General features: G+C 67.9%; 17 protein-coding genes. 8 read left to right on the forward strand and 9 right to left on the reverse strand.

Features of this window, described 5'->3' with window-relative positions:
- Positions 1–122: 122 nt before the first annotated feature.
- From IB269_RS02360 to IB269_RS02375, 4 genes are all read right to left on the reverse strand, one after another.
- The gene (locus IB269_RS02360; RefSeq protein WP_192366333.1) at positions 123–1211 is read right to left on the reverse strand and encodes a Bug family tripartite tricarboxylate transporter substrate binding protein; all 1089 of its coding nucleotides are present in this window, start codon (positions 1209–1211) and stop codon (positions 123–125) included.
- Between the two features lie 156 nt (positions 1212–1367).
- Positions 1368–3884 carry a TonB-dependent siderophore receptor gene (locus IB269_RS02365; RefSeq protein WP_192366334.1) on the reverse strand — a complete coding sequence of 839 codons (2517 nt, stop codon included), beginning with the start codon at positions 3882–3884 and terminating at the stop codon, positions 1368–1370.
- A gap of 126 nt (positions 3885–4010) precedes the next feature.
- Complete coding sequence (locus IB269_RS02370) at positions 4011–5054, reverse strand: FecR domain-containing protein (RefSeq protein WP_192366335.1); 1044 nt, start codon at positions 5052–5054, stop codon at positions 4011–4013.
- A complete protein-coding gene (locus IB269_RS02375) occupies positions 5051–5602 on the reverse strand; it encodes a sigma-70 family RNA polymerase sigma factor (protein WP_225613946.1) in 552 nt (183 codons plus the stop codon). Before IB269_RS02375 ends, IB269_RS02370 begins: the two co-directional genes overlap by 4 nt.
- 190 nt (positions 5603–5792) lie before the next feature.
- On the opposite strand from IB269_RS02375, the gene IB269_RS02380 reads away from it, so the two are divergent.
- From IB269_RS02380 to IB269_RS02405, 6 genes are all read left to right on the forward strand, one after another.
- A complete protein-coding gene (locus IB269_RS02380) occupies positions 5793–6431 on the forward strand; it encodes a PepSY-associated TM helix domain-containing protein (protein WP_192366336.1) in 639 nt (212 codons plus the stop codon).
- Between the two features lie 20 nt (positions 6432–6451).
- Complete coding sequence (locus IB269_RS02385) at positions 6452–6979, forward strand: DUF2271 domain-containing protein (protein WP_034396360.1); 528 nt, start codon at positions 6452–6454, stop codon at positions 6977–6979.
- Between the two features lie 100 nt (positions 6980–7079).
- The gene (locus IB269_RS02390) at positions 7080–7898 is read left to right on the forward strand and encodes a DUF4198 domain-containing protein (RefSeq protein ID WP_012206854.1); all 819 of its coding nucleotides are present in this window, start codon (positions 7080–7082) and stop codon (positions 7896–7898) included.
- A gap of 41 nt (positions 7899–7939) precedes the next feature.
- On the forward strand, positions 7940–9016 hold the full coding sequence (locus tag IB269_RS02395) for an FAD:protein FMN transferase (RefSeq protein WP_192366337.1): 1077 nt from the start codon (positions 7940–7942) through the stop codon (positions 9014–9016).
- A 44-nt stretch (positions 9017–9060) separates the two neighbouring features.
- Positions 9061–10446, forward strand: a complete 1386-nt coding sequence (locus tag IB269_RS02400) for a sulfite reductase subunit alpha (protein ID WP_192366338.1) — start codon at positions 9061–9063, stop codon at positions 10444–10446.
- 211 nt (positions 10447–10657) lie between these two features.
- Positions 10658–12838 (forward strand): TonB-dependent receptor domain-containing protein, encoded by a 2181-nt coding sequence (locus IB269_RS02405; RefSeq protein WP_192366339.1) that lies wholly within the window; start codon positions 10658–10660, stop codon positions 12836–12838.
- On the opposite strand, the gene IB269_RS02410 is transcribed toward IB269_RS02405, so the two are convergent.
- From IB269_RS02410 to gabT, 3 genes are all read right to left on the reverse strand, one after another.
- Entirely contained in the window at positions 12826–13803 is a 978-nt protein-coding gene (locus IB269_RS02410) for a ketopantoate reductase family protein (protein ID WP_192366340.1), read from the reverse strand. The genes IB269_RS02405 and IB269_RS02410 overlap by 13 nt on opposite strands.
- A gap of 127 nt (positions 13804–13930) precedes the next feature.
- Positions 13931–15388 carry an NAD-dependent succinate-semialdehyde dehydrogenase gene (locus IB269_RS02415; protein ID WP_192366341.1) on the reverse strand — a complete coding sequence of 486 codons (1458 nt, stop codon included), beginning with the start codon at positions 15386–15388 and terminating at the stop codon, positions 13931–13933.
- A gap of 29 nt (positions 15389–15417) precedes the next feature.
- Positions 15418–16728, reverse strand: a complete 1311-nt coding sequence (gabT, locus tag IB269_RS02420; RefSeq protein WP_192366342.1) for a 4-aminobutyrate--2-oxoglutarate transaminase — start codon at positions 16726–16728, stop codon at positions 15418–15420.
- Between the two features lie 144 nt (positions 16729–16872).
- Between gabT and IB269_RS02425 the strand changes: the two genes are divergently transcribed.
- On the forward strand, positions 16873–18381 hold the full coding sequence (locus IB269_RS02425; RefSeq protein WP_192366343.1) for a PLP-dependent aminotransferase family protein: 1509 nt from the start codon (positions 16873–16875) through the stop codon (positions 18379–18381).
- 41 nt (positions 18382–18422) lie between these two features.
- The gene (locus IB269_RS02430; RefSeq protein WP_192366344.1) at positions 18423–18929 is read left to right on the forward strand and encodes a GNAT family N-acetyltransferase; all 507 of its coding nucleotides are present in this window, start codon (positions 18423–18425) and stop codon (positions 18927–18929) included.
- Positions 18930–18977: 48 nt separating this feature from the next.
- Here IB269_RS02430 and IB269_RS02435 read toward each other — a convergent pair whose 3' ends face one another.
- Both IB269_RS02435 and rpoD read right to left on the reverse strand, forming a co-directional pair.
- Positions 18978–19457: a CYTH domain-containing protein gene (locus tag IB269_RS02435; protein WP_043819133.1), complete on the reverse strand. Its 480-nt coding sequence runs from the start codon at positions 19455–19457 to the stop codon at positions 18978–18980.
- 149 nt (positions 19458–19606) lie between these two features.
- Positions 19607–22048 (reverse strand): RNA polymerase sigma factor RpoD, encoded by a 2442-nt coding sequence (gene rpoD, locus IB269_RS02440; protein ID WP_013801152.1) that lies wholly within the window; start codon positions 22046–22048, stop codon positions 19607–19609.
- Positions 22049–22116: the final 68 nt, after the last annotated feature.

Genomic DNA, 22116 nt, shown 5'->3' on the forward strand with positions numbered 1-22116 from the left:
TTCTGCTACAAGTTTGGTAGCTCAAAACCCACAGCGGCAATGCCCCACGCTAGAGGAATACGCGTATGACCAAGCCAGTGTTGCAGGCCCGCCACGTGGCCTGCCCGCTGCGCGGCGGTTTCTCAGCTCTTGAGTTTGAGCAGATAGGTCATCACGCTGGCCGTGGTGTGCTCCAGCTCCAGAAAGCCGTTGAAATCGCGGCCCGCCTGCCAGGAAGGCTCCCAGCGGTTCTGGCGCAGGGCGCGTTGCCAGCTCTCGTGCTGTGTGGCCTGCTCCACGGCGCCCAGCAGGGCCTGGGCACGTGCGGCGCTGACCTGCTTGCCGGTGAAGACGGCGCGCCAGTTGGCCATGTCAGCATCCAGCCCCTGCTCGCGGAACGAGGGCAGGCCGAACAGGCTGCGGCGCGAGGACACGCCGATGGCGCGCAGCTTGCCGCTGGCCAGCGCCTCGCTGAACTCGCTGTAGCCGGACACGCCCATGCGCGCATCGCCCTTGAGCAAGGCCTCCACCACCTGGGCGCCGCCAGGAAAGGGCTTGTAGACCAGTTGCTCGGGCGCCGCCTTGGCCGCGCGCGTGAGCAGGCCGGCGAACATGTGGTCCACGCCACCGGCCGAGCCACCCGCAAACGACTGGTGGGCCAGGTCGCTGCGCAGCGCGGCCACCAGGTCCTTGGCATTGCGGATGGGGGAGTCGGCCGGTACGGCCACGACGAGGTAGTCGCTGGTCAGGCGGGCAATCGGCTGCACATGCGACATGTTGACGGCCGGCTTTTGCAGTGCCACCGCACCGACCATCACCATGCCACCGATCAGCAGGGCGTCGGGGTCCTTGCCATGGCGCTCGGCAAACTGGGCCAGGCCGATGGTGCCTCCCTTGCCGCCCACGTTTTCATACTCCACGCGCTCGGCCGCGCCGCTGGCCACCAGCGCCGCGCCCAGCGCGCGGCCGGTCTGGTCCCAGCCGCCGCCGGCATTGGCCGGAATGACGATGCGCAGGCTGGTCGCCACGCGCTGGGCGCTGCCGGCAGCCCGTGGCGCATGGGCTGCAGGTGCTGCCGCTGGCGGTGCGGCCTGGGCCAGAGGAGAGCACAGCATGGCCAGGGCAGCGCCCTGGACCAGCATCTGGCGGCGGTTCTGGCGCGTTCCATCGGCGGTATGGGCGACGGTATGGGCGGCGTTGGCGGCGGTTTGCGAAAAGCTCGGAAGGCGCATGCAGTCTCCAATCGGGTTCGCGCGCCATTGTGGGCGCAAATGAATCAGAAAAGCAGATTATGTAAGCATGTGCGTCAGCTGCTTGACACAACACAGTACAGCGCAGTCCGGCCCGCGCGGCTCTGTGATCTCCGGGCCGGTGCGGTCCCTCAGCGCTCAGAAGTCGTAACGCATGCTCACGTTGACGCTGCGCGGCGCGCCCCAGGTGTAGTACAGGCCCTGGGCATTGAAGTTGGTCACGCCCGAGAAATAGTGCTTGTCGAACAGGTTGTTGACGTTGGCCGCGATGCTGAGATGGCGGTTGATCTGGTAGCGCGCCATCAGGTCCATCACCCAGTAGGCGTCCTGGCGCAGCGTGGCGGCGCCGCGGCTGGTGGAGATGGCGCTCTGCCAGCGCGCGGCGCCACCCACGGTCAGGCCGGACAGCGCGCCCTGCGCGAAGCGGTAGGTGGTGCCCAGCTTGAACTGGTGGCGCGGGCTGGTGGCGGCGTTGTCCAGATTGCTGTTGATGGTCACGTAGCTGCCCTGGGCCTGCCAGCCCTTGGCCAGCTCGCCGGACAGTTCCAGTTCGAAGCCGCGCCTGCGCGCGCCCTGGACCGCGCGGTAGGCCGTGTCGCCATTGGGCATGAGCCCGTCTTCCACGGCCGTGTTGTCGGTGCGCATCCAGAAATGGGCGACGCTGGCGTTCAACCGCTTGTCGAAGAATTCGCCCTTGGCGCCGATCTCGTAGGTCAGGCCCTCCTCGGGCGGCAGGGTGCGTTCCTGCAGATCCTTGGCGCTTTGCGCCTTGAAGATGCTGGCGTAGCTGCCATACAGCGAGATGTTCGGGCTGACGTCATATACCAGGCCCGCATAGGGCGTGACCACGCCGTGCTCGCGCATGTTGTAGTTGTACCAGCTGATGTCGGTCACATCCTTTTGGTCGTAGTTGGTCACGCGCAGGCCGGCGATCAGCTTCAGCGGATCGGCCAGATTGAGGCGTGCCGCGCTGTAGAGATAGCTGCGCTTGTTGCTGAACAGGTCGTTGGAATAGGGGATGTTGTCCGCTGGCGCCGGGATGGCTGCGCCGCCCTGGCTGAAGTCCACCTGCGGCAGGTCCAGGCCGGGGCGCGCGCCGCGCAGCAGCGTGGTGCGGTTGCGTGCGGCGCCCGCGCCCACCAGCAACTCATGCTGGCGGCCGAACAGCGTGAACGGGCCTTGCACGTCGATGCTGATGTTCTGGTTGCGGGACTCGATGTCCTTGTAGGCCGCGAACTGGGCCGAACTGGGCAGGGCGTAGCGCAGCAGGCCGATCTGCATGTCGGGCGTCTTCACCTCTTCATGCGACATCTGCAGCTTGGCCTTCCAGCCGCTGGCAAAGCGGTGCTCCAGGCGCGCGAAGCTGTTGAGCGACTCCTGCTCGTAGCCCGACCAGGGCGCGGCGATGTTCAGCGAGCGCGGCATCCAGCCGACGAACTGGCCGGTGCCCGTGTAGCCCTGGATGGGCGTGGTGCCGCCCGAGCCGCGCAGCTCGCGCTGGCGGTAGGTGATGCCGGCGCTCAGCAGGGTGTCGGGGGTGAGGTCGTATTCCAGCGTGCCGTACAGCATGGAGCTGTTGCTGTGCTGGTGGTCGCGGAAGCTGTCGCCGCTCTTGCGCGAGGCCACCAGGCGGCCGCGCAGGCTGCCTTCCTGGTTCAGCGGACCGGCAATGTCGGCATCGGCACGGTAGGTGCCCCAGCTGCCCGCGCTGGCCATTGCGCTGGCCTGGAAGTCGCGCGTGGGGCGCTTGCGGATCAGGTTGACCGTGGCTCCGTAGGCGCCGTCGCCATTGATCAGGCCCGACGAGCCCTTGAGCACTTCAACGCGGTCGATCTCGGCCAGATCGTCCAGCGAGTACATGATGTGCGTGTTCCAGCCCCAGCCATTGGTGAGCTGGCGGCTGCCATCGGTCTGCAGGTTGACGCTGGAGCCGCGCACGTTGAAGGTGGTCATCTCGCTTTGGCGGACCACGGCCACGCCGGGCGTCTGCTCCAGCACGTCGGTCAGCGTCTCCAGCTTGAAGTCGTCCATGCGCTGGCGCGTCATCACGCTCACCGACTGCGGCGTCTCGCGCAGCGACAGGCCCAGGCCCGTGGCCGTGCTGCTGGGTCCGGTCGCGGTGTAGGCGCCCGTGCCTTCCGTGGCGCTGCCGACCTCGGCCTTGGCGGTGACGTGCACCTCGCCCAGCGTGGTGGCGCCCACGGCTGATGCGGCAGGCGCTGTCGAGGACGCAGGCGATGCCTGCGAGCGGCGCAGCGTATAGCCGCCGTTGCCCGAGGTCGCGGCCGCCAGGCCCGAGCCCGCCAGCAGGCGGGTCAGCGCCTCGGCCGGCGCATGGCTGCCCTGCAGGCCCGGGCTTTGCAGATCGCGCACCAGCTCAGGCGTATAGGCCAGCAGCACTCCCGAGGCCTTGGCGAAGCGCGTGAGCGCGGCCTCCAGCGGTCCTGCCGGAATGTCGTAGGCCTGGACGCGCTCGGTACCTGTCTGGGCCTGGCCCTGGGCCTTCGCGGGCAAGGGCAGGGCGGACAGGCTGGCCAGTGCGGCGGCCAGGGCCAGGGTCAACGCGGACAGGTGGAACACGGGCGCAGGCTGCGCGGGGCGGAGGACGCGTGCCGCCGCGGTAGCGAGGCGGCGCTGGTGATGGAGGTCGGACATGTTGGTGCGGTCTTTGGATCAGGGAGGAAACATGGCGCCGCAAAGCGCCTCTCCCCTGCTTGTCACGCGAGATGGGAAAAGGTACAGACCGATGTCACCGGGCCGGGTTGTCCCGCCGCCTTCTCTTCATGCCGGACCTATGCGCACCCAGTAGCGCACCGGCACATGGATGCGCACGGGCAGCACCTGTACCAGGGACTGCAGGATCCGGTCCGTATCGGCGAGCGGGAAGACGCCCGACAGGCGCAACCCGGCCACCTCGGGTGCCAGCGTGATCAGCCCGGGTCGGTAGCGGCGCAGTTCGTCGATGAAGCGGTCCAGGCGCATGTCCGAGGCCACGAGCACGCCTTCATCCCAGCCCGGCCCCTCGCCGGCCGCGCCGGCCGCCAGGGCCTGCGTGGCACTGAGCCTTGCGGCTTCGCCGCTGTCGACACGCAGCAACCCGCCCGTGCGGCTGCGGGCCTCGACCGCGCCCTCGAAAACGGCCACGCGCGTATCCGCAGTCTCCATGTCATGGCGCACCGTGAAACGCGTGCCCAGGGCGCGCAGCCTGCCCGCGGGCGTGTCCACCACAAAGGGGCGCGCGGGCTGGGTCGTGTCATGGGCGGTGGTGACCATCAGCTCGCCGCGCAACAGCAGCACGCGGCGAAGCTGGTCGTCGAAGGCAAGGTCCACGGACGTCTCGGTGTTGAGCAGCAGCTGCGTGCCATCGGGCAACTGCAGGGATCGCCGCTCGCCCTTGGCGGTGCTGACATCGGCATTCCAGGCCTGCCAGGGCAGGCGCTCATGCGCAGTCCATGCCGCAGCACCTGCGCCGGCCAGGCCAGCGACGCTGGCCAGCAGGCGGCGGCGTGACTGGGCGGTCTTGAGGCTGCGCGCCAGCGTGGCCGTGGCAAGGGGTCCATTGAGGGGGCTGCTGTGCGGGCGTGCGTCAGGCAGCCTGAGCTGCGCATTCGTGGCCTCGATGCGCTGCCAGGCCCGCTCATGCAGCGGATGGGCCGCGCGCCAGTCCAACCATTGCGCGCGTTGTTCCTCTGTGCAATCGCCTGACCACAACTGCACCAGCCAGTCCACGGCGCTGTGGACCACGTCAGGCGGCAGCGCGGGGTCGGCACTATGGGTGGAGCCATCGGCGCCATGGACGCGCCCGGCAGCGCAGCGCTGCGTCATGCCGCATGTTCCGGGAAGTAGCAATGCCGGATGGCGCGCGCCATGTACTGCTTGACCGAGCTGACCGAGACCTGCAGCAGCAACGCGATCTCGGCATAGGCCATGCCGTCCAGCTGGGCGTGCAAAAAGGCCGCGCGCACCTTGGGCGGCAGGCCGTCGAGCAGGCGGTCCAGCTCGCACAGCGTCTCCAGCACGATGGCCCGTTCCTCGGGCGAGGGCGCCAGCGGCTCGGGCTGCAGCGCCAGCGTGTCCAGATAGGCACGTTCAATTTCTCGGCGGCGCAGGTGGTTGGCCATCACGCGCTTGGCCACCGTGGTGAGGAAGGCGCGGGGCTCCCGGATCTCGGACAGTTCGGTGCGGGACTCCATCACGCGCACGTAGGTGTCCTGTGCGAAATCTGCCGCATCGCCTGCATGGCCCAGCCGGCGCTGCAGCCAGGTGCGCAGCCAGCCATGGTGCTGCCGGTAGAGATGGGCAAGGGCCTGGTGGGGAGTCACGGCGGGACAGGACACGAAGGGTGAAGAGGGGGAGATGCAAGTGATAAGCATTCTTATTTTACTTTGAGTGATGCTGGCACCGCCTTGGCGTGGCGCACGATTAAGCCGGTAAAGCTTGTGTAAATGCGATCAATTCTTATTTGTGGGCGGTAGAATCCCCGGGCCTTTCCTTTCCTGGGCTCCCGTGCCCGCCATCCGTGATGGTTGACGCCGCGTGGCGCTGCCGCCTTTTTCTGTTGCGATGACACCCCCCAAACCGGACCCTCGGCGCCGTTCCTACTGGCTCAAGACACTGCACGAGTGGCACTGGGTCAGCTCCGCGCTGTGCCTGATCGGCATGCTGCTGTTCGCCGTCACGGGGTTCACGCTCAACCATGCGGGGCAGATCGAGTCCAGGCCGCGCATCGTGCGGGGCGAGGCGGCATTGCCCGATGCGCTGCGCGTGCAGTTGGTCCAGCAGCAGGCCAGCCAGCCGCGCGACCGGGCGCCCGTGCCTGCGCCGTTTGCGGACTGGGTGCGCGGCCAGTGGGGCCTTGAGGCCGAGGGCCGCGAGGCCGAATGGACGGCCGACGAACTCTATGTCTCCCTGCCACGCCCCGGCGGCGATGCCTGGGTGCGCGTTGCCCTGGCCGATGGCGAGGCCGAATACGAGCGCACCGACCGGGGCTGGATCGCCTATCTGAACGACCTGCACAAGGGCCGCAACACGGGCGCCGCCTGGAGCTGGTTCATCGACATCTTTGCCGCAGCCTGCCTGGTGTTCACCGTCACGGGCCTGTTCATCCTGAAGATGCATGCAGGCAACCGCCCCTTCACTTGGCCCATGGTCGGCATGGGGCTGGTGATTCCCATGCTGCTGGCCCTCCTGTTGATCCACTGAGAACCGAAAGAGCCTTGCCAATGAATCCGCACTTCTCTCTGCGCTACACCATGGCGCTTGGCGCCTGCCTGGGCGCGGTCCCGGTCTTTGCCGCCGGCCTGAACGTGGGCGTGGAAATTCCGCGCCTGGATGTCGCCGAATACCACCGCCCCTACGTGGCCGTGTGGATCGAGCGCGCCGACGCCTCGGTGGCCTCCACGCTGTCGGTCTGGTACGACGTGAAGATGCGCAATGCCGAAGGCACGAAGTGGCTCAAGGACATGCGCCAGTGGTGGCGCCGCACGGGCCGTGACCTGACCCTGCCGATCGATGGCGTGACCAGCCCCACGCGTCCCGTGGGCAAGCACCAGCTGAGTTTCACCGAAGGCGCCAATCCCTTCGCCAAGCTGCCGCCCGGTGAATACAAGCTCGTGGTCGAGGCCGCGCGCGAAGTCGGCGGCCGCGAAGTGGTCACCGTGCCCTTCAAGTGGCCCGCGGCCAAGGCCGAGCAACTGAGCGCCAAGGGCAGCAGCGAGCTGGGCGAGATCAGCGTCGAGCTCAAGCCTTGAAATTGAAAGCCGCTGAGGCGCTGTGCGCGTTCCCCCTCACGAGGGGGACTACGCCATCGCTGCACGTGCCAGACCCATCCACGAACCAAGGAGATTTTTCATGAAGTCCAAGACCCGCTTTGCCGTCCGTCTGGCTGCCAGCCTCGCCATTGCCTGCGGCGCCTTCCAGGCCGCGCAGGCCCACAACCTGTGGCTGCTGCCCTCGACCACGGTGCTGTCCAAGGCCGAATGGATCACGGTGGATGCCGCTGTCTCCAACGACCTGTTCTTCTTCAACCACGTGCCGCTGGGCCTGGACAACCTCGTTGTCTCGGCGCCGGACGGCTCGGCCGTCGCGCCGCAGAATGCCCATCGCGGCAAGCTGCGCAGCGTGTTCGACCTGGACCTGCAGCAAAGCGGCACCTACCGCCTGGCCATCGTCAACGACGGCCTGTTTGCCTCCTGGAAGGACAAGGCCACAGGCCAGAACCGCCGCTGGCGCGGCTCGCCCGAGAAGTTCGCCGCCGATGTGCCCGCCGACGCGCAGGACCTGAAGGTGACCCAGTCCGTGGGCCGCATCGAGACCTTCGTGACCGTGGGCAAGCCCAGTGCCGTCAAGCCTTCCGGCAAGGGGCTGGAGCTGGTGCCCGTGACCCATCCCAACGACCTGGTCAAGGGCGAGAAGGCCACCTTCGCCTTCCATGTGGACGGCAAGCCCGCCGCCAACCTGGAAGTCGTGCTGGTGCCCGGCGCCACGCGCTACCGCGACAACAAGGGCGAGATCAAGGCCACGACCGACGCCAAGGGCGAGTTCAGCGTGACCTGGCCCACCGCCGGCATGTACTGGGTGGATGCCGACGCGCAGGACAGCAAGACATCGCTGCCCCAGGCCAAGGAGCGCCGCCTGTCCTACGTGGGCACGTTCGAGGTGCTGCCCTGAGCCTTGCGTCCCCACCCGGGGCTCCGTCTGCGCCCGCGCCCGTGCGCGTGAGCTTCGCGCCCGCCCTGTTGCAGGGCAGCGCAGGCCGGGGCCTTGCCGCGCCTGTGTCCACAGGCGCGGCGTCCTTTGCCGTCTCCGGCTACGCGCCGCAGGCGGTGCGGCGGTCAGATCCGGCCGCGCTGCAAACACTCACCGGCGAGGCCATGGGCACGACCTGGAGCGTGCGCCTGCACAACCCGGATTTCCGCCCGCTCGATGAGGCGCGCCAGGCCATAGAGGCTGCGCTGGCCCTGGTCGTGCGCCAGATGAGCAACTGGGAAGCCGGCTCCGACATCTCGCGCTTCAACCGCGCCGAGCCCGGCAGCTGGCATGCACTGCCGCCAGAATTCTTCACCGTGCTGACCTGTGCACTCGAGTGGGCACAGGTCAGCGGCGGCGCCTGGGACCCTACCGTGGGGCCGCTGGTCGATCTGTGGGGCTTCGGCCCGCGTGCGGAAAAGGCGCAGGGCGCCGGCATCCCCGATGCCGATGCGCTGCGGCGGGTGCGCGAGCGCGTGGGCTACCAGCGCATCGTGCTGGACCTGGCGGGCCGGCGCGCGCTGCAGCACGGCGCCGTCCATGTGGACTTCAGCGGCATTGCCAAAGGCTATTCGGTGGACCTGGTCGCCGAGCGCCTGCAGGCGCTGGGCCATACCGATTTCCTCGTCGAGGTGGGCGGCGAGCTGCGGGCCTGCGGTCAGCGCCCTGGCAACCAGCCCTGGCGCGTGGCCGTGGCCAGCATGGCGGACCCGTCCACGCCGCTGGCGCTGCCGTTGCGCGACATGGCCATCGCCACCTCGGGCGACCACTGGCATGCCTTCGAGCAGGGCGGGCGCCGCTACTCCCACACCATCGATCCGCGCAGCGGCGAGCCCGTGGCGCATGGCCTGACCAGCGTCACCGTGCTGCATGCCGAATGCATGCAGGCCGACGCCCTGGCCACTGTGCTCACCGTGCTGGGGCCGCGCGAGGGCCTGGCCTTTGCCGAGCGGCGCGGCGTGGCGGCGCTGCTTTGCGAGCGCACTGCCCAAGGCCCTGCCATGGCGATGACAACGGCTTTTGCCGCGCTGCTGCCGTGAGCGCTTCCTTCACTTTTTCCGCCGTGTAGATTCCCGGTCCTGCCATGACCTTGTCCGACCCTGGGCTGCGCGTACTCGCAGCCGCCGTGCTGGTCCTGCTCTATGCGGCCATGTGCGCCGCCATCTGGTGGCGCGAGCGCCGCCAGCGCATGCGGGCCCGGCAGGAAGCGGCTGCGCTGACCAGCGCACGCGAGGGCGCGCTGCCCCTGCTCGTGGCCTATGCCAGCCAGACCGGCCAGGCCGAGGAACTGGCGCGCGAAACCGCCCGACTGCTGCACACAGCCGGAGAAAGCGTGCACCTGTGCGCCCTGGACGCTGTGGATGCCGACCTGCTGGCGCGCACGCAAAGGGCGCTGTTCATCGCCAGCACCTATGGCGAGGGCGACCCGCCCGACAACGCGGCGCTGTTCCTGGCGCACGCCATGGCCGATGCACGGCCGCTGTCCCATCTGCAATACGGTCTGCTGGCGCTGGGCGATCGGCAGTACGCGCAGTTCTGCGGCTTTGGCCGCGCGCTGGACAGCTGGCTGCGTGCCGGTGGCGCCAGGCCCTGGTTCGAGCGCATTGAAATGGACAACGGCGCGCCGCAGGCGCTGACCGCCTGGCAGCACCAGCTGACCCAGATCAGCAGCCTGGGCGACATGCCGGCATGGGAGCAGCCGGTCTTCAGCGAATGGACGCTGGCCGCGCGCCGGCACATGAACCCGGGCAGCGCAGGCGAGCCGGTGTTCCACATCGAGCTGCAGCCCCCTGCAACGGAGCCCGCGCTGTGGGAGTCCGGCGACCTGGCGCAGGTCTGCATTCCTGCGGACCCGCAGCATCCGCGCGAGTACTCCATCGCCTCCATCGCCCAGGATGGCTGCGTGCACCTGCTGGTGCGCCAGGCGCGGCGCGAGGATGGCTCGCCGGGCCTGGCCTCGGGCTGGCTCACTCAGGGCGCCCCCCTGGGGGCAGCCATCACCCTGAGGCTGCGTGCGCACCGCAATTTCCGACTGGAAGACAACCTGCAGCGCCCGCTGGTGCTGATCGGCAACGGCACGGGCCTGGCGGGCCTGCGCAGCCACCTGCGCGCGCGTGCTGCGGCGGGCCTGGGTCCCAACTGGCTGCTGTTCGGCGAGCGCAATGCGGCGCACGACCGGCTGTACGGCGACGAGCTTCAGGCATGGCGCGATGGCGGCGTGCTGCAGCGCCTGGACCTGGCCTTCTCGCGCGACCGCAGCGAAGGCGCGCCGCGCGCCTATGTGCAGGACCTGCTGGCGCAGTCCGGCGATGTCTTGCGCCAATGGGTGGCGCAGGGCGCAGCCGTCTACGTGTGCGGCAGCCTGCAGGGCATGGCCCAGGGCGTGGACCAGGCGCTGCACGCCGTGTTGGGCGAGGCGCAGATGGAGCTGCTGGTGCGCAGCGGCCGATACCGGCGCGATGTGTACTGAACCCCGCTTGCGCGAGCGCAAAGATGGGCCGGTTTGCTCCTAGGAACGTAGCATCGGTACGACAGATAAATCCTATTGTGCTCGTGAGAATGGAAATGATTCTCAATGTTCATATAATTTCGTTACATATCCCCATCCCATCGCATAACCAAACATTTCAAAGCGAGTTTCACGGGCCCCACAGCCCGTTTTCCGTTTCTGGAGTGTTTGCATGTCGTATCGCGATCTGCGCGGAGTTCTTCCGTCGCGTCCTTCCCATCTGGCCCTTGTGGTGGCTGCCGTCTGCGCTTCGGGCGCCGTCTGTGCACAGACGGCAACAGGCAATGCCGCGCCCGCCACGGAGCTGCGCGAAGTCGTGGTCTCCGCCTCGGGTTTCGAGCAGGACATCAAGGAGGCGCCGGCCTCCATCACCGTCATCCCGCGTGAGGAACTGGCCAAGGGCCGCTTCGGCAGCCTGACCGACGCGCTGGAAAGCGTGGAAGGCATCGACGTGGGCGCCCCCGCAGGCAAGACCGGCGGCCTGAACATCAGCATCCGCGGCATGCCCAGCGACTACACGCTGGTGCTCATCGACGGCCGCCGCCAGAACTCGGCCGGCAACGTCACGCCCAACGGCTTTGGCGAGACGCAGACCAGCTTCATGCCGCCCATCGGCGCCATCGAGCGCATCGAGGTCATCCGCGGCCCCATGTCCACGCTCTACGGCTCCGACGCCATGGGCGGCGTGATCAACATCATCACCCGCAAGGTCGGCAAGACCTGGACGGGCAGCGTCAGCGCCGACTACACGCTGCAGCAAGAGTCGGAGTTCGGCGACATCAAATCCGGCAAGTTCTACCTGAGCGGCCCCATCAAGGAGGACCTGCTGGGTCTGTCGATCCGCGGCAGCACGCAGCGCCGGGCCGCTTCGGACATCACCTATGCGGGCGCCAACGGCCAGCCCGCCGTTCCCCTCATGGGCGGCAACCCCGTCAAGTCCGAGATCAACAACTTGGGCCTGCGCCTGGCGCTCACGCCCAACAGGTACCACGACATCACGCTGGACCTGGACTCGGGCCGCCAGACCTATGACAACTCGCGCGGCCAGCTCGGCACGCTGGGGCTGCAGGGCGGCTACGGCCCCGAGCAGAAATACAACCGCGACCAGCTCACGCTGGCGCACACGGGCCGCTTCGGCTTCGGAACCTGGGACACCAGCTTCATGGTCAACCGCACCGAAACCATGGGCCGCACCGTTCCCCCGGGAACGCCGGGCGCGACACCGGGCGCTGCGCGCACGCTGGAGGTGGAAAGCAAGGTGCTGGACAGCAAGCTGGTCCTGCCCTGGGGTGCCCACCTGACCATGCTGGGCGGCCAGTGGTGGGATGCCGAGATGAAGGACGGCGTGGCGCCGAACAAGTTCGCCTTCACGCAGAAGGCCCTGTTTGCCGAGGACGAATGGAGCCTGACCGACGCCTTCAAGCTCACGCTGGGCGCGCGCTATGACCGCCACAGCCTCTTCGGCGGCAAGCTCAGCCCGCGCATCTACGGCGTGTGGAATGCCGCGCCGCAGTGGACCGTGAAGGGCGGTATCAGCAACGGCTACAAGACGCCGCGCGTGGAACAGCTGGCGCCCGGCATCAACGGCTTTGGCCAGCAGGGCCGCCTGCCGCTGGTGGGCAGCCCCAACCTCAAGCCCGAAACCAGCCGCACCACCGAACTGGGCGTCTATTTCGACAGCCCCACGGGCTTTGCAGGCAGCGCCACGGTGTTCAACAACGAGTTCAAGGACAAGATCACCAGCGGCCCGGGCCTGATCAACTGCGACTTTGCGGCAGCGCCCAACCGCCCCGGCTGCGTGAGCTTCGGCAACTGGCCCCTGGTGGATGCCTTCGGCCAGTCCATCAACGTGGACGAGGCCGTCACGCGCGGGCTGGAGTTGAGCGCGCGCATGCCGCTGGCGCGCGGCTGGAATGCCAGCGCCAACTACACCTTCACCAGGAGCGAGCAAAAGAGCGGCCCCAACCGGGGCAACCCGCTGAGCGACACGCCCAAGCATGCGCTCAACGCCCGCCTGAACTGGGAGCCGGGTGCCCAGTGGAACCTGTGGCTGCGTGCCGAATACCGCAGCGAGCGCTTCCGCGACCCCGGCACCAGCGCCAGCTCCCAGGCCGCCAAGGCCGCGCTGGGCAACTACAAGGCCTATACCCAGTTCCACCTGGGTGGCAGCTACCGCGTGAGCAAGCAGTTCACCATCAACGCGGCCATCTACAACCTGTTCAACAAGGATTTCGTGGACTACCAGCCCTACAACGTACCGGGCCAGGTCCAGGGTACCGTGATCTTTGGCAACCGCTACGCGAACAACCAGGAAGGCCGCCGCCTGTGGGTGTCTGCCAACTACGAGTTCTGAGGCGGGTTCCGGGGCGCCTGGCTGGCCTGCATGCGTGAAGAGGCCAGCCTGATCAGCACCTGCAGCGTGCGGTTCAGCGGCACGGGCACGCCCAGGGCCTCGCCGCGCCGCACCACATAGCCGTTCAGGTGGTCGATTTCGCTGGGCTTGCCCAGCGCCAGATCCTGGGCGGTGGATGAGAACTGACCCGGCATGGTGGCCGGCAGGCCCCGCACGGCAGCGGGCACGTCGCCGGGCAGGGCCACGCCGTCTGCCCTTGCCACGGCCAGGCATTCGGCCACCACGTCGTCCACCACGTGCGCCACGCCGGGCGCCTGCACCAGCGGGCCGTAGGGCAGCTGGCACAGCGCCGACAGCGCGTTGTAGGCGCAGTTGATCACCAGCTTGGCCCACAGCGCGCCGCGCACATCGGGCGAAACCTGCACGGCAATGCCTGCCTTGCCAAACTGCAGGGCCACCTGTTCGCTGAGTGCAGAGGGCGCGATGACCAGCTCGCCACGCCCGAAGTGGCGCACATGGCCGGGACCGGCCATGGCCGTGGCCACATAGACCACGGCGGCCGCCACGGCCACGGACGGGCCCAGCACGGCGCGCACGCGCTCGTCGTTGTCCACGCCGTTTTGCATGGTCAGCACCAGGGCGCCCGGCGCCAGGTGCGGCTGCATCTCGCGGGCCGCTTCCTCGGTGGCCGTGGACTTGACGCAGAACATCACCACATGGGCATCGCGCACGGCGCTGGCCTCGGTCGATGCCTGCATGGGCACCTGGATGTCCAGCGCCGCCGTCTCCAGCCGCAGGCCATGCTGCTGCACGGCCTGCACATGGGCGGGACGGCCGATCAGCCTGACCTGGTGGCCGGCGCGTGCCAGCAGTGCGCCGAAATAGCAACCCACGGCGCCTGCGCCCATGACGGCGATGCGCAGTGGCGCGGTGGGGGAGGAGGGGCTGGCGGAAGAAGCGTCCATGGTGCGAATCGGATAGGCCTTTGATGGCGCCCAGTCTAGCCAGGCTGCCGTCAAGGGCCCATGCTGTCTTCCCTGCCGGGGGGCACTGCGGACTTCAGGCCGTCCTCATGCCGTCCTCATGCCGTGCTCATGCCGTCTGCAGGCACAGGTACTTGGTTTCCAGGTATTCCTCGATGCCGTGGCGCGAGCCCTCGCGGCCCAGGCCGGACTGCTTGACGCCGCCGAAGGGCGCGACCTCGTTGGAGATCAGGCCGGTATTGATGCCCACCATGCCGTACTCCAGCGCACGCGATACGCGCCAGATGCGGCGGTTGTCGTTGGTGAACAGATAGGCGGCCAGGCCGTAGATGGTGTCGTTGGCGCGGCGCACCACTTCGTCCTCGTCGTGGAAACGGAACAGCGGCGCCAGCGGGCCGAAGGTCTCTTCCTCGCAGACCCGCATGCTGTCGTTCACATCGGCCAGCAGCGTGGGCTCGAAGAACAGCTTGCCCGGCACCGGGCGCCTGCCACCGGCCAGCAGGCGTGCGCCCTTGGACAGCGCGTCGGCCACATGGCTTTCCACCTTCTGCACGGCGGCCTCGTTGATCAGCGGGCCATGCGTCACGCCGGGCTCCAGGCCGTTGCCGACCTTGAACTCCGCCATGGCCCGCGCCAGGCGGCGGGCCAGTTCGTCGTGGATGCCGTCCTGCACATAGATGCGGTTGGCGCATACGCAGGTCTGGCCCGCGTTGCGGAACTTGGAGGCCAGGATGCCGGCCACGGCCTGGTCGATATCGGCATCGTCGAACACGATCAACGGCGCATTGCCGCCCAGCTCCAGCGACAGCTTCTTGACCGTGTCGCTGCACTGGCGCATCAGCAGCCGCCCGGTGGCCGTGGAGCCTGTGAAGCTGAGCTTGCGCACCACGGGGCTTTGCGTCAGCGCCTGGCCGATGTCCTGCGGGTGGCCGGTCAGCACCTGGAAGACGCCGGCGGGAATGCCGGCCTCCTGGGCCAGCACGCCCAGGGCCAGGGCCGTGAAGGGCGTGCTTTCGGCCGGCTTGACCAGCATGGTGCAGCCGGCGGCCAGCGCCGGGCCGGCCTTGCGCGTGATCATGGCGGCCGGGAAGTTCCAGGGCGTGATGGCGGCGCACACGCCAATGGGCTCGCGCAGCGTCAGCAGTTGCTGGCCGGCCGTGGGCGACTGCAGCAGTTCTCCGTCCACGCGCTTGCCTTCCTCGGCAAACCATTCGATGAAGGAGGCCGCGTAGGCGATCTCGCCGCGTGCCTCGGCCAGGGGCTTGCCCTGCTCCAGGGTCATCAGCCGCGCCAGATCGTCCTGGTGCGCCAGCATCAGGTCGAACCAGCGGCGCAGGATGCCTGCGCGCTGCTTGCCCGTCAGCGCGGCCCAGGCGGGCAGTGCACGCTGTGCGGCGGCAATGGCGGCTTCGGTTTCGCCGGCCTGCAGGGCAGGCACCTGGCCCAGGCGCTCGCCCGTGGCGGGGTTGAAGACGTCAATGGCGGGGCCGGAGCCCACGGGGTGCCAGCCCTGGGCAAGCAGGCAGGCCTGGCGGAACAGATCGGGACGTTGCAGTGAAAGACTCATGGTGCGGCAGGGTATGGCTGGGATGGGATTCAGGCGGCGACTGGCTGGGACGCGCTCTGGGTGATGGCGCTGTCGATGATGTCCAGGGCCCTGGCGAACAGCGGCTGTGGAATCGTCAGCGGATAGAGAAAGCGGATGGCGTTGCCGTACAGGCCGCAGGTCAGCAGCAGCAGGCCCTGCTCCTGCGCGTGCCGGACGACGGCGGCCACGCGCTGCGCATCGGGCTCGCCGCTGCCGGGAAGGCGGAACTCCACGGCCAGCATCGAGCCCAGTCCGCGCACGTCGGCAATGCCGGCATCCTGCGCCTGCAGGGCTTGCAGGCGCGCGCGCAGCTGGTTGCCCAGTGCGTGGGCGCGCTCGCACAGCCGTTCTTCATCGATCACGTCGAGCACGGCATGGGCCGCGGCCACGGCCAGCGGGTTGGCGGCATAGGTGCCGCCCAGGCCGCCGGGGTGGGGTGCGTCCATGATGGCCGCGCGGCCCACCACGCCCGAGATCGGCAGGCCGCCGCCCAGGCTCTTGGCCATGGTGATCAGGTCGGGCTGCACGCCGTAGTGCTCCATGGCGAACAGCTTGCCCGTGCGAGCGAAGCCGGTCTGCACCTCGTCGGCGATCAGCAGCATGCCGTGCTGGTCGCACAGCTGGCGCAGGCCGGTGAACAGGGCGGCAGGCACGGGGTGAAAGCCCCCTTCGCCCTGGACGGGCTCCACGATGATGGCGGCCACGCGCTGCGGGTCCACCGAGGTCTTGAGCAGCATGGCAATGGCGTCCAGCGACTGCTGCACGCTCACGCCCGCCTGCTCGCCGGGGAAGGGCGCGTGGAAGACTTCGCCCGGCATGGGGCCGAAGCCCTGCTTGTAGGGCGCCACCTTGCCCGTCAGTGCCATGCCCAGCTGGGTGCGGCCATGGAAGGCGCCCTGGAAGGCGATCACGGCCGAGCGTCCCGTGGCATGGCGCGCGATCTTGACGGCGTTCTCCACGGCCTCGGCGCCCGTGGTGAAGAAGGCGGTCTTGGCCGGGCCGGCGATGGGCGCCAGCGCATTGATGCGCTCGGCCAGCGCAATCGCGCTTTCGTAGGGAACGATCTGGAAGGCCGTGTGCGTGAAGCGCTCCAGCTGCTGCTGCACGGCCTGGACCACGCGCGGATGGCGGTGGCCCGTGTTGAGCACGGCAATGCCGGCCGCGAAATCGATGTACTGCCGGCCCTCGGCATCGGTCAGCAGGGCGTTGTCGGCCTGCACGGCATGGAAGCCGCACATCACACCCACGCCGCGCGGCATGGCGGCGTTGCGCCGGTTCTGGAGTTGCTGGTTCGGGGAAGAGGCGGTGGCGCTGGACATGAGAGGGTTCTCCGTTGATGGGGATGCAAGGCTTCCCGTTATAGTGGTCATTGGTTCCATGACTGGAGCCATCTTTTGAAAAGATGGTGGTGCCAATTGAGAGCGCCTCCACTTCCACCTCTATCTCACTCCCCCAAGGCAGGCATGGCAAAACCCTCCGTGTGCGCGGATCTCATCCTCCAGATGGACTGGCGCGGGCTGGGCGGCGACCGCACCCATCTCAATCGGGGCCTGTACCTGGCCATCCGCCAGGCCATAGACAGCGGGGCCCTATTGCCGCGCAGCCGTCTGCCTGCCTCGCGTGACCTGGCGCGCGAGCTGGGCGTGTCGCGCAACACCGTCAACCACGCCTACGAGCAGCTGCAGGTGGAGGGCTATGTGCGCAGCCAGGTGGGGCGGGGCACGCATGTGGTGGACACCCTGCCCGCGGCCTTGCTGCTGAGCGGCGGGCGTGCGCCCGCACGCCGCGCCACCGCCGCGGCGCCCGCACCGGGCGGCGGCCTGTCTGCACAGGCGCAGGCCCTGCTGAAAACGGCCCAGGCCTCCGAGCAGCAATGGGGCGCCTTCATGCCCGGCGTGCCCGATGTGACCGAATTTCCGCGCGCCACCTATGCGCGCATCCACAACCGCCTGCTGCGCCACGCCGGGCCGCAACTGCTGACCTACGGCACGCGCGGCGGCGTGGACACGCTCAAGCAGGCCCTGGCCGAGCACCTGCGCGTGGCGCGCTCGGTGGACTGCGGGCCGGGCCAGGTGCTGATCACCGAAGGCGTGCACCAGGCCATCGACCTGGTGGTGCGCAGCCTTGCCGATCCCGGCGACTGCGTGTGGATGGAGGAGCCCGGCTACTGGGGCATTGCCAACGTGCTGCGCATGCAGCACGGGCTGCACCTGCACAGCGTGCCCGTGGACGAGGAGGGCATGCAACTGCCCGAAGGCCTGCCCGCGCCCCGGCTGATCTTCGTCACGCCCTCGCACCAATATCCCCTGGGCGCCGTCATGAGCATGGCCCGGCGCCGTGCGCTGATTGCCTATGCACGCCGCGTGGGCGCCTGGATCGTGGAGGACGACTACGACAGCGAATTCCGCTTCTCCGGCAGTCCCGTGCCCAGCATGCAGGGCATGGAGGAAGGTGCGCCCGTGATCTACATAGGCACCTTCAGCAAAACCCTCTATCCGGGGCTGCGCATGGGCTACATGGTGCTGCCACCGGCGCTGGCCGAGCCCCTGCGGCGCATCCATTCCGAGCTGTACCGCGAGGGGCACCAGCTGCCCCAGCAGGTGATTGCCGAGTTGATCACCGAAGGCCACTACGCCGCCCACATCCGCAAGATGCGCCTGCTCTACGGCAAGCGCCGCCGCATGCTGCTGTCCCTGATCGAGCGCTACCTGGGCGTCGACCACCTGCCCTGGGTGGAAAGCAGCGCAGGCCTGCATTTCGTGATGCAGCTGCCGGGCCAGGACGACGATGTGGCGCTTGCCGAGGATCTCCGGCAGGCGGGCATCTTCGTCAAGCCGCTGTCGCGCTATTACGCAGGCCCGCACAAGCGGCGCGGCCTGCTGCTGGGATACGCCTGCGTCTGCGAGGAGGAGATCGGTGCCGCCTTCTTCCGTATGCTGGCGGTGCTCGCAGCCCGGCATGGCCGGGGCTGAGGTTCTCTTTCCCAACCCCTTTGTCCGACGCAGAAAGCTCCATGATCTCCATCCGCCCCGTTGATCCCCATGAATGGCCGCAGTACCGCGATATCCGCCTGCGTGCCCTGCGCGATGCCCCCGACGCCTTCGGCAGCACCTGGGCGGCAGAGGCTGCAAGGGCTGACGCGGACTGGGCTGCACGGCTGCAGGCCGCTGCTGCCGGGGGCAGGGACAGGGTGCTCTTCGCCGTCAACGGCGAACAGGCCTGCGGCCTGGTCTGGTGCAAGCTGTGTGCCGACGAGCCCGGCATGGCCGACCTCTTTCAGATGTGGGTCGATCCTGCCGCGCGTGGCCGGGGCGCGGGCCAGGCGCTGCTGGCGCAGGCCGTCGCCTGGGCCTGGCAGATGGGCATGCGGCGTGTGCGGCTGGGCGTGACCGCAGCAGACTCTCCCGCCATGCGGCTGTATTTGGCGCATGGCTTCCGGGCGCAGGGCGATCTGCAGCCGCTGCGCGAGGGCTCCGGATTGCAGGTGCAGGCCATGGCCCTGGACCGGGCCGGCGGCTGAACTGCCGCGGCACAGGCCGTCCTGGCGCGGCAACAGGGCCGTTTTGCTTCAACCCGGCAGCAGGGCCGGCGAAGGCAGCTGCCGGGTCTTGGCCAGTTGCGAATTGCTGTAGCGCAGGTCGGAGGTGACCTCCGCGCCCAGCCAGGCGGGCGATGGCGGCTGGATATCCTCGCTGGCCAGCTCGATCTCGGCCGTGACCAGGCCGGCCAGGGGGCCTTCGAACACATCGACCTCGAAGTCGAAGCCGTCCACCGGCACGATGTAGCGGACCTTGTCGATGGCGCCATGCGCGCAGTGCTGGGCCAGCAGCGTCTCGGCATCGGCCAGCGGGATCCGGTATTCGAATTCGGCCCGGCTCATGCCGCGTGCCGGGCCCTTGAGCGTGAGAAATCCGGTGTCTCCGGCGATGCGCACCCGCACCCACATGCCGTTGTCGGCGATGTATCCCTGCGCCATGCGCACGCCCGTCAGGCCTGCCACGATGCCAGGGTCGGCCACCAGGTATTTGCGTTCGATTTCGAGAGCCATGCTGTTGCCCGTGCAGACAAAGGCGGCAGTCTATCGCGCCACCACCGCCCTGCCCGGCAGATGGCCCGTCACAAACAAAAAGCCCCGCAGGGGAGTGCGGGGCTTTCCAGGGGGCGGTTGCCGGCCCGGGGGCCGGCATCCACAGCGCCTTACAGCGAGTCGATGAAGCTGCGCAGCTTGTCCGAGCGGCTCGGGTGCTTGAGCTTGCGCAGGGCCTTGGCCTCGATCTGGCGGATGCGTTCGCGCGTGACGTCGAACTGCTTGCCCACTTCTTCCAGCGTGTGGTCGGTGGACATTTCGATGCCGAAGCGCATGCGCAGCACCTTGGCTTCGCGCGGGGTGAGGCCGTCGAGGATGTCCTTGACCACGTCGCGCAGGCCGGCCTGCATGGCGGCGTCCACGGGAGCGGTGTTGTTGGTGTCCTCGATGAAGTCGCCCAGGTGCGAATCGTCGTCGTCGCCGATCGGCGTTTCCATGGAGATCGGCTCCTTGGCGATCTTCATGATCTTGCGGATCTTGTCCTCGGGGATCTCCATCTTGGCCGCCAGGATGGACGCATCGGGCTCGAAGCCGAACTCCTGCAGATGCTGGCGCGAGATGCGGTTCATCTTGTTGATGGTCTCGATCATGTGCACCGGGATACGGATGGTGCGCGCCTGGTCGGCGATCGAGCGCGTGATGGCCTGGCGGATCCACCACGTGGCATAGGTCGAGAACTTGTAGCCGCGACGGTATTCGAACTTGTCCACCGCCTTCATCAGGCCGATGTTGCCTTCCTGGATCAGATCCAGGAACTGCAGGCCGCGGTTCGTGTACTTCTTGGCGATGGAGATCACCAGGCGCAGGTTGGCTTCGATCATCTCCTTCTTGGCGTCACGGCTGGCGCGCTCGCCATCGTTCATGCGCTTGTTGATGCGCTTGAGCTCGTCCAGCGGCACGACCACGCGCGATTGCAGGTCGATCAGGTTCTGCTGCAGCTCCTGCACGGGCGGGATGTTGCGCTCGAGCACGTTGCTCCAGGGCTTGCCGGCCGCGACCTGCTGCACCACCCACTGCAGGTTCAGCAGGTTGGGCGGGAACTGGGCGATGAAGGTCTCCTGCGGCATGCCGCACTTGTCCACGATGATCTTGCGCAGCTCGCGTTCCTTCTTGCGCACGTCATCCACCTGGGCGCGCACGAGGTCGCATAGCTTCTCGATGGTCTTGGCCGTGAAGCGGATGGTCATCAGCTCTTCGGTCAGGGCCTTCTGCACCTTCATGTACACGGGCGTGCCGTAGCCGTCCTTGTCGTACACCTTGTGCATCTTGTCGAAGTTCTCGCGCATGGCGTCGAAGCGGCGCAGCGCCTCGTTCTTGAGCTCTTCGAGCTTCTTGGTCAGCGCCTTGGAGCCGCCCTTGCCGTCGTCGTCGTCCTCTTCGTCGTATTCGTCGAAGTCTTCTTCGGCCACGTAGTCGTCGTTCTCATTGGCGTTGACGAAGCCGTCGACGATGGTGGAGATGACGACCTTGCCTTCGCGGATTTCCTCGGACATGGCCAGGATCTCGGCGATGGTGGCAGGCGAGGCCGAGATGGCCTCCATCATGTCCATCAGGCCGCCTTCGATGCGCTTGGCGATTTCGATTTCGCCTTCGCGCGTCAGCAGCTCGACCGTGCCCATTTCGCGCATGTACATGCGCACGGGGTCGGTGGTGCGGCCGAACTCGGAGTCCACCGTGGACAGGGCGGCTTCGGCCTCTTCCTCGGCTTCCTCTTCGGTGGTGGCGGACTGGCCCGTGTTGTTCAGCAGCAGGGTTTCCGCATCGGGAGTCTGCTCGTAGACGGCCACGCCCATGTCGTTGAGCATGGAGATCACGACTTCCAGCGTCTCGGCATCGACCAGCTTGTCGGGCAGGTGGTCGTTGATTTCGCTGTGCGTCAGGTAGCCGCGCGTCTTGCCCAGCTTGATCAGCGCCTTCAGGCGCTGGCGGCGGGTGGACATTTCCTCTTCGGTCAGGACGGTTTCGTCCAGGCCGAATTCCTTCATCAAGGCGCGTTCCTTGGCCTTGCTGATCTTCATGCGCAGGGGCTTGACCTTTTCGGCCGGGGCCGAAGTGGTCTCGACCTCGACTTCCACTTCGGTCTCGACCTCGGACTCGCCTTCACCTTCGCCATCGATGTCGCCATCGATGTCGGACAGGTCGGCATCATCGATGTCGTCGCCGCCTTCCTTGGCCTTGGGCTTGCGGCCGCGCTTGGCGGGGGTCTTGGCAGCGGCGGTGGAGCTTGCGGCTGCCTTGGCCGGCGCCTTCTTGGCGGCGGCAGGCTTCTTTTCGGTCTGTGCGGGGGCGTCGTCGCCTTCGGCTGCCTTCTTGCGGCCGCGCTTGGGGGTCGCGGCGGCGAGCAGCTCGTCGGCCATGGCTTTGAGTTCGGCTTGGGACTTGGTTACCACGTCGGTATCTTTCTTTGCTTTGGCCGCAGATGCGGCGCTCTTCGGTCCTGCAGCGGCTTTGCCGGCACCGGCCTTGGCCGGGGCTGAAGAGGTTGTCGAAGTCTTGGGCTTCGCTGGAGCTTCGGGGGCCTGCTTGGACTTCACGGACTTTGAAACGGGCATGAACACCTCACGGTCAGGAGCGAACACACACAAAGGGAAACTCAAACAAGCGCCGCCTAGGCGCACGC

Source organism: Delftia sp. DLF01 (assembly GCF_014852125.1).
Taxonomy (GTDB): domain Bacteria; phylum Pseudomonadota; class Gammaproteobacteria; order Burkholderiales; family Burkholderiaceae_C; genus Comamonas; species Comamonas acidovorans.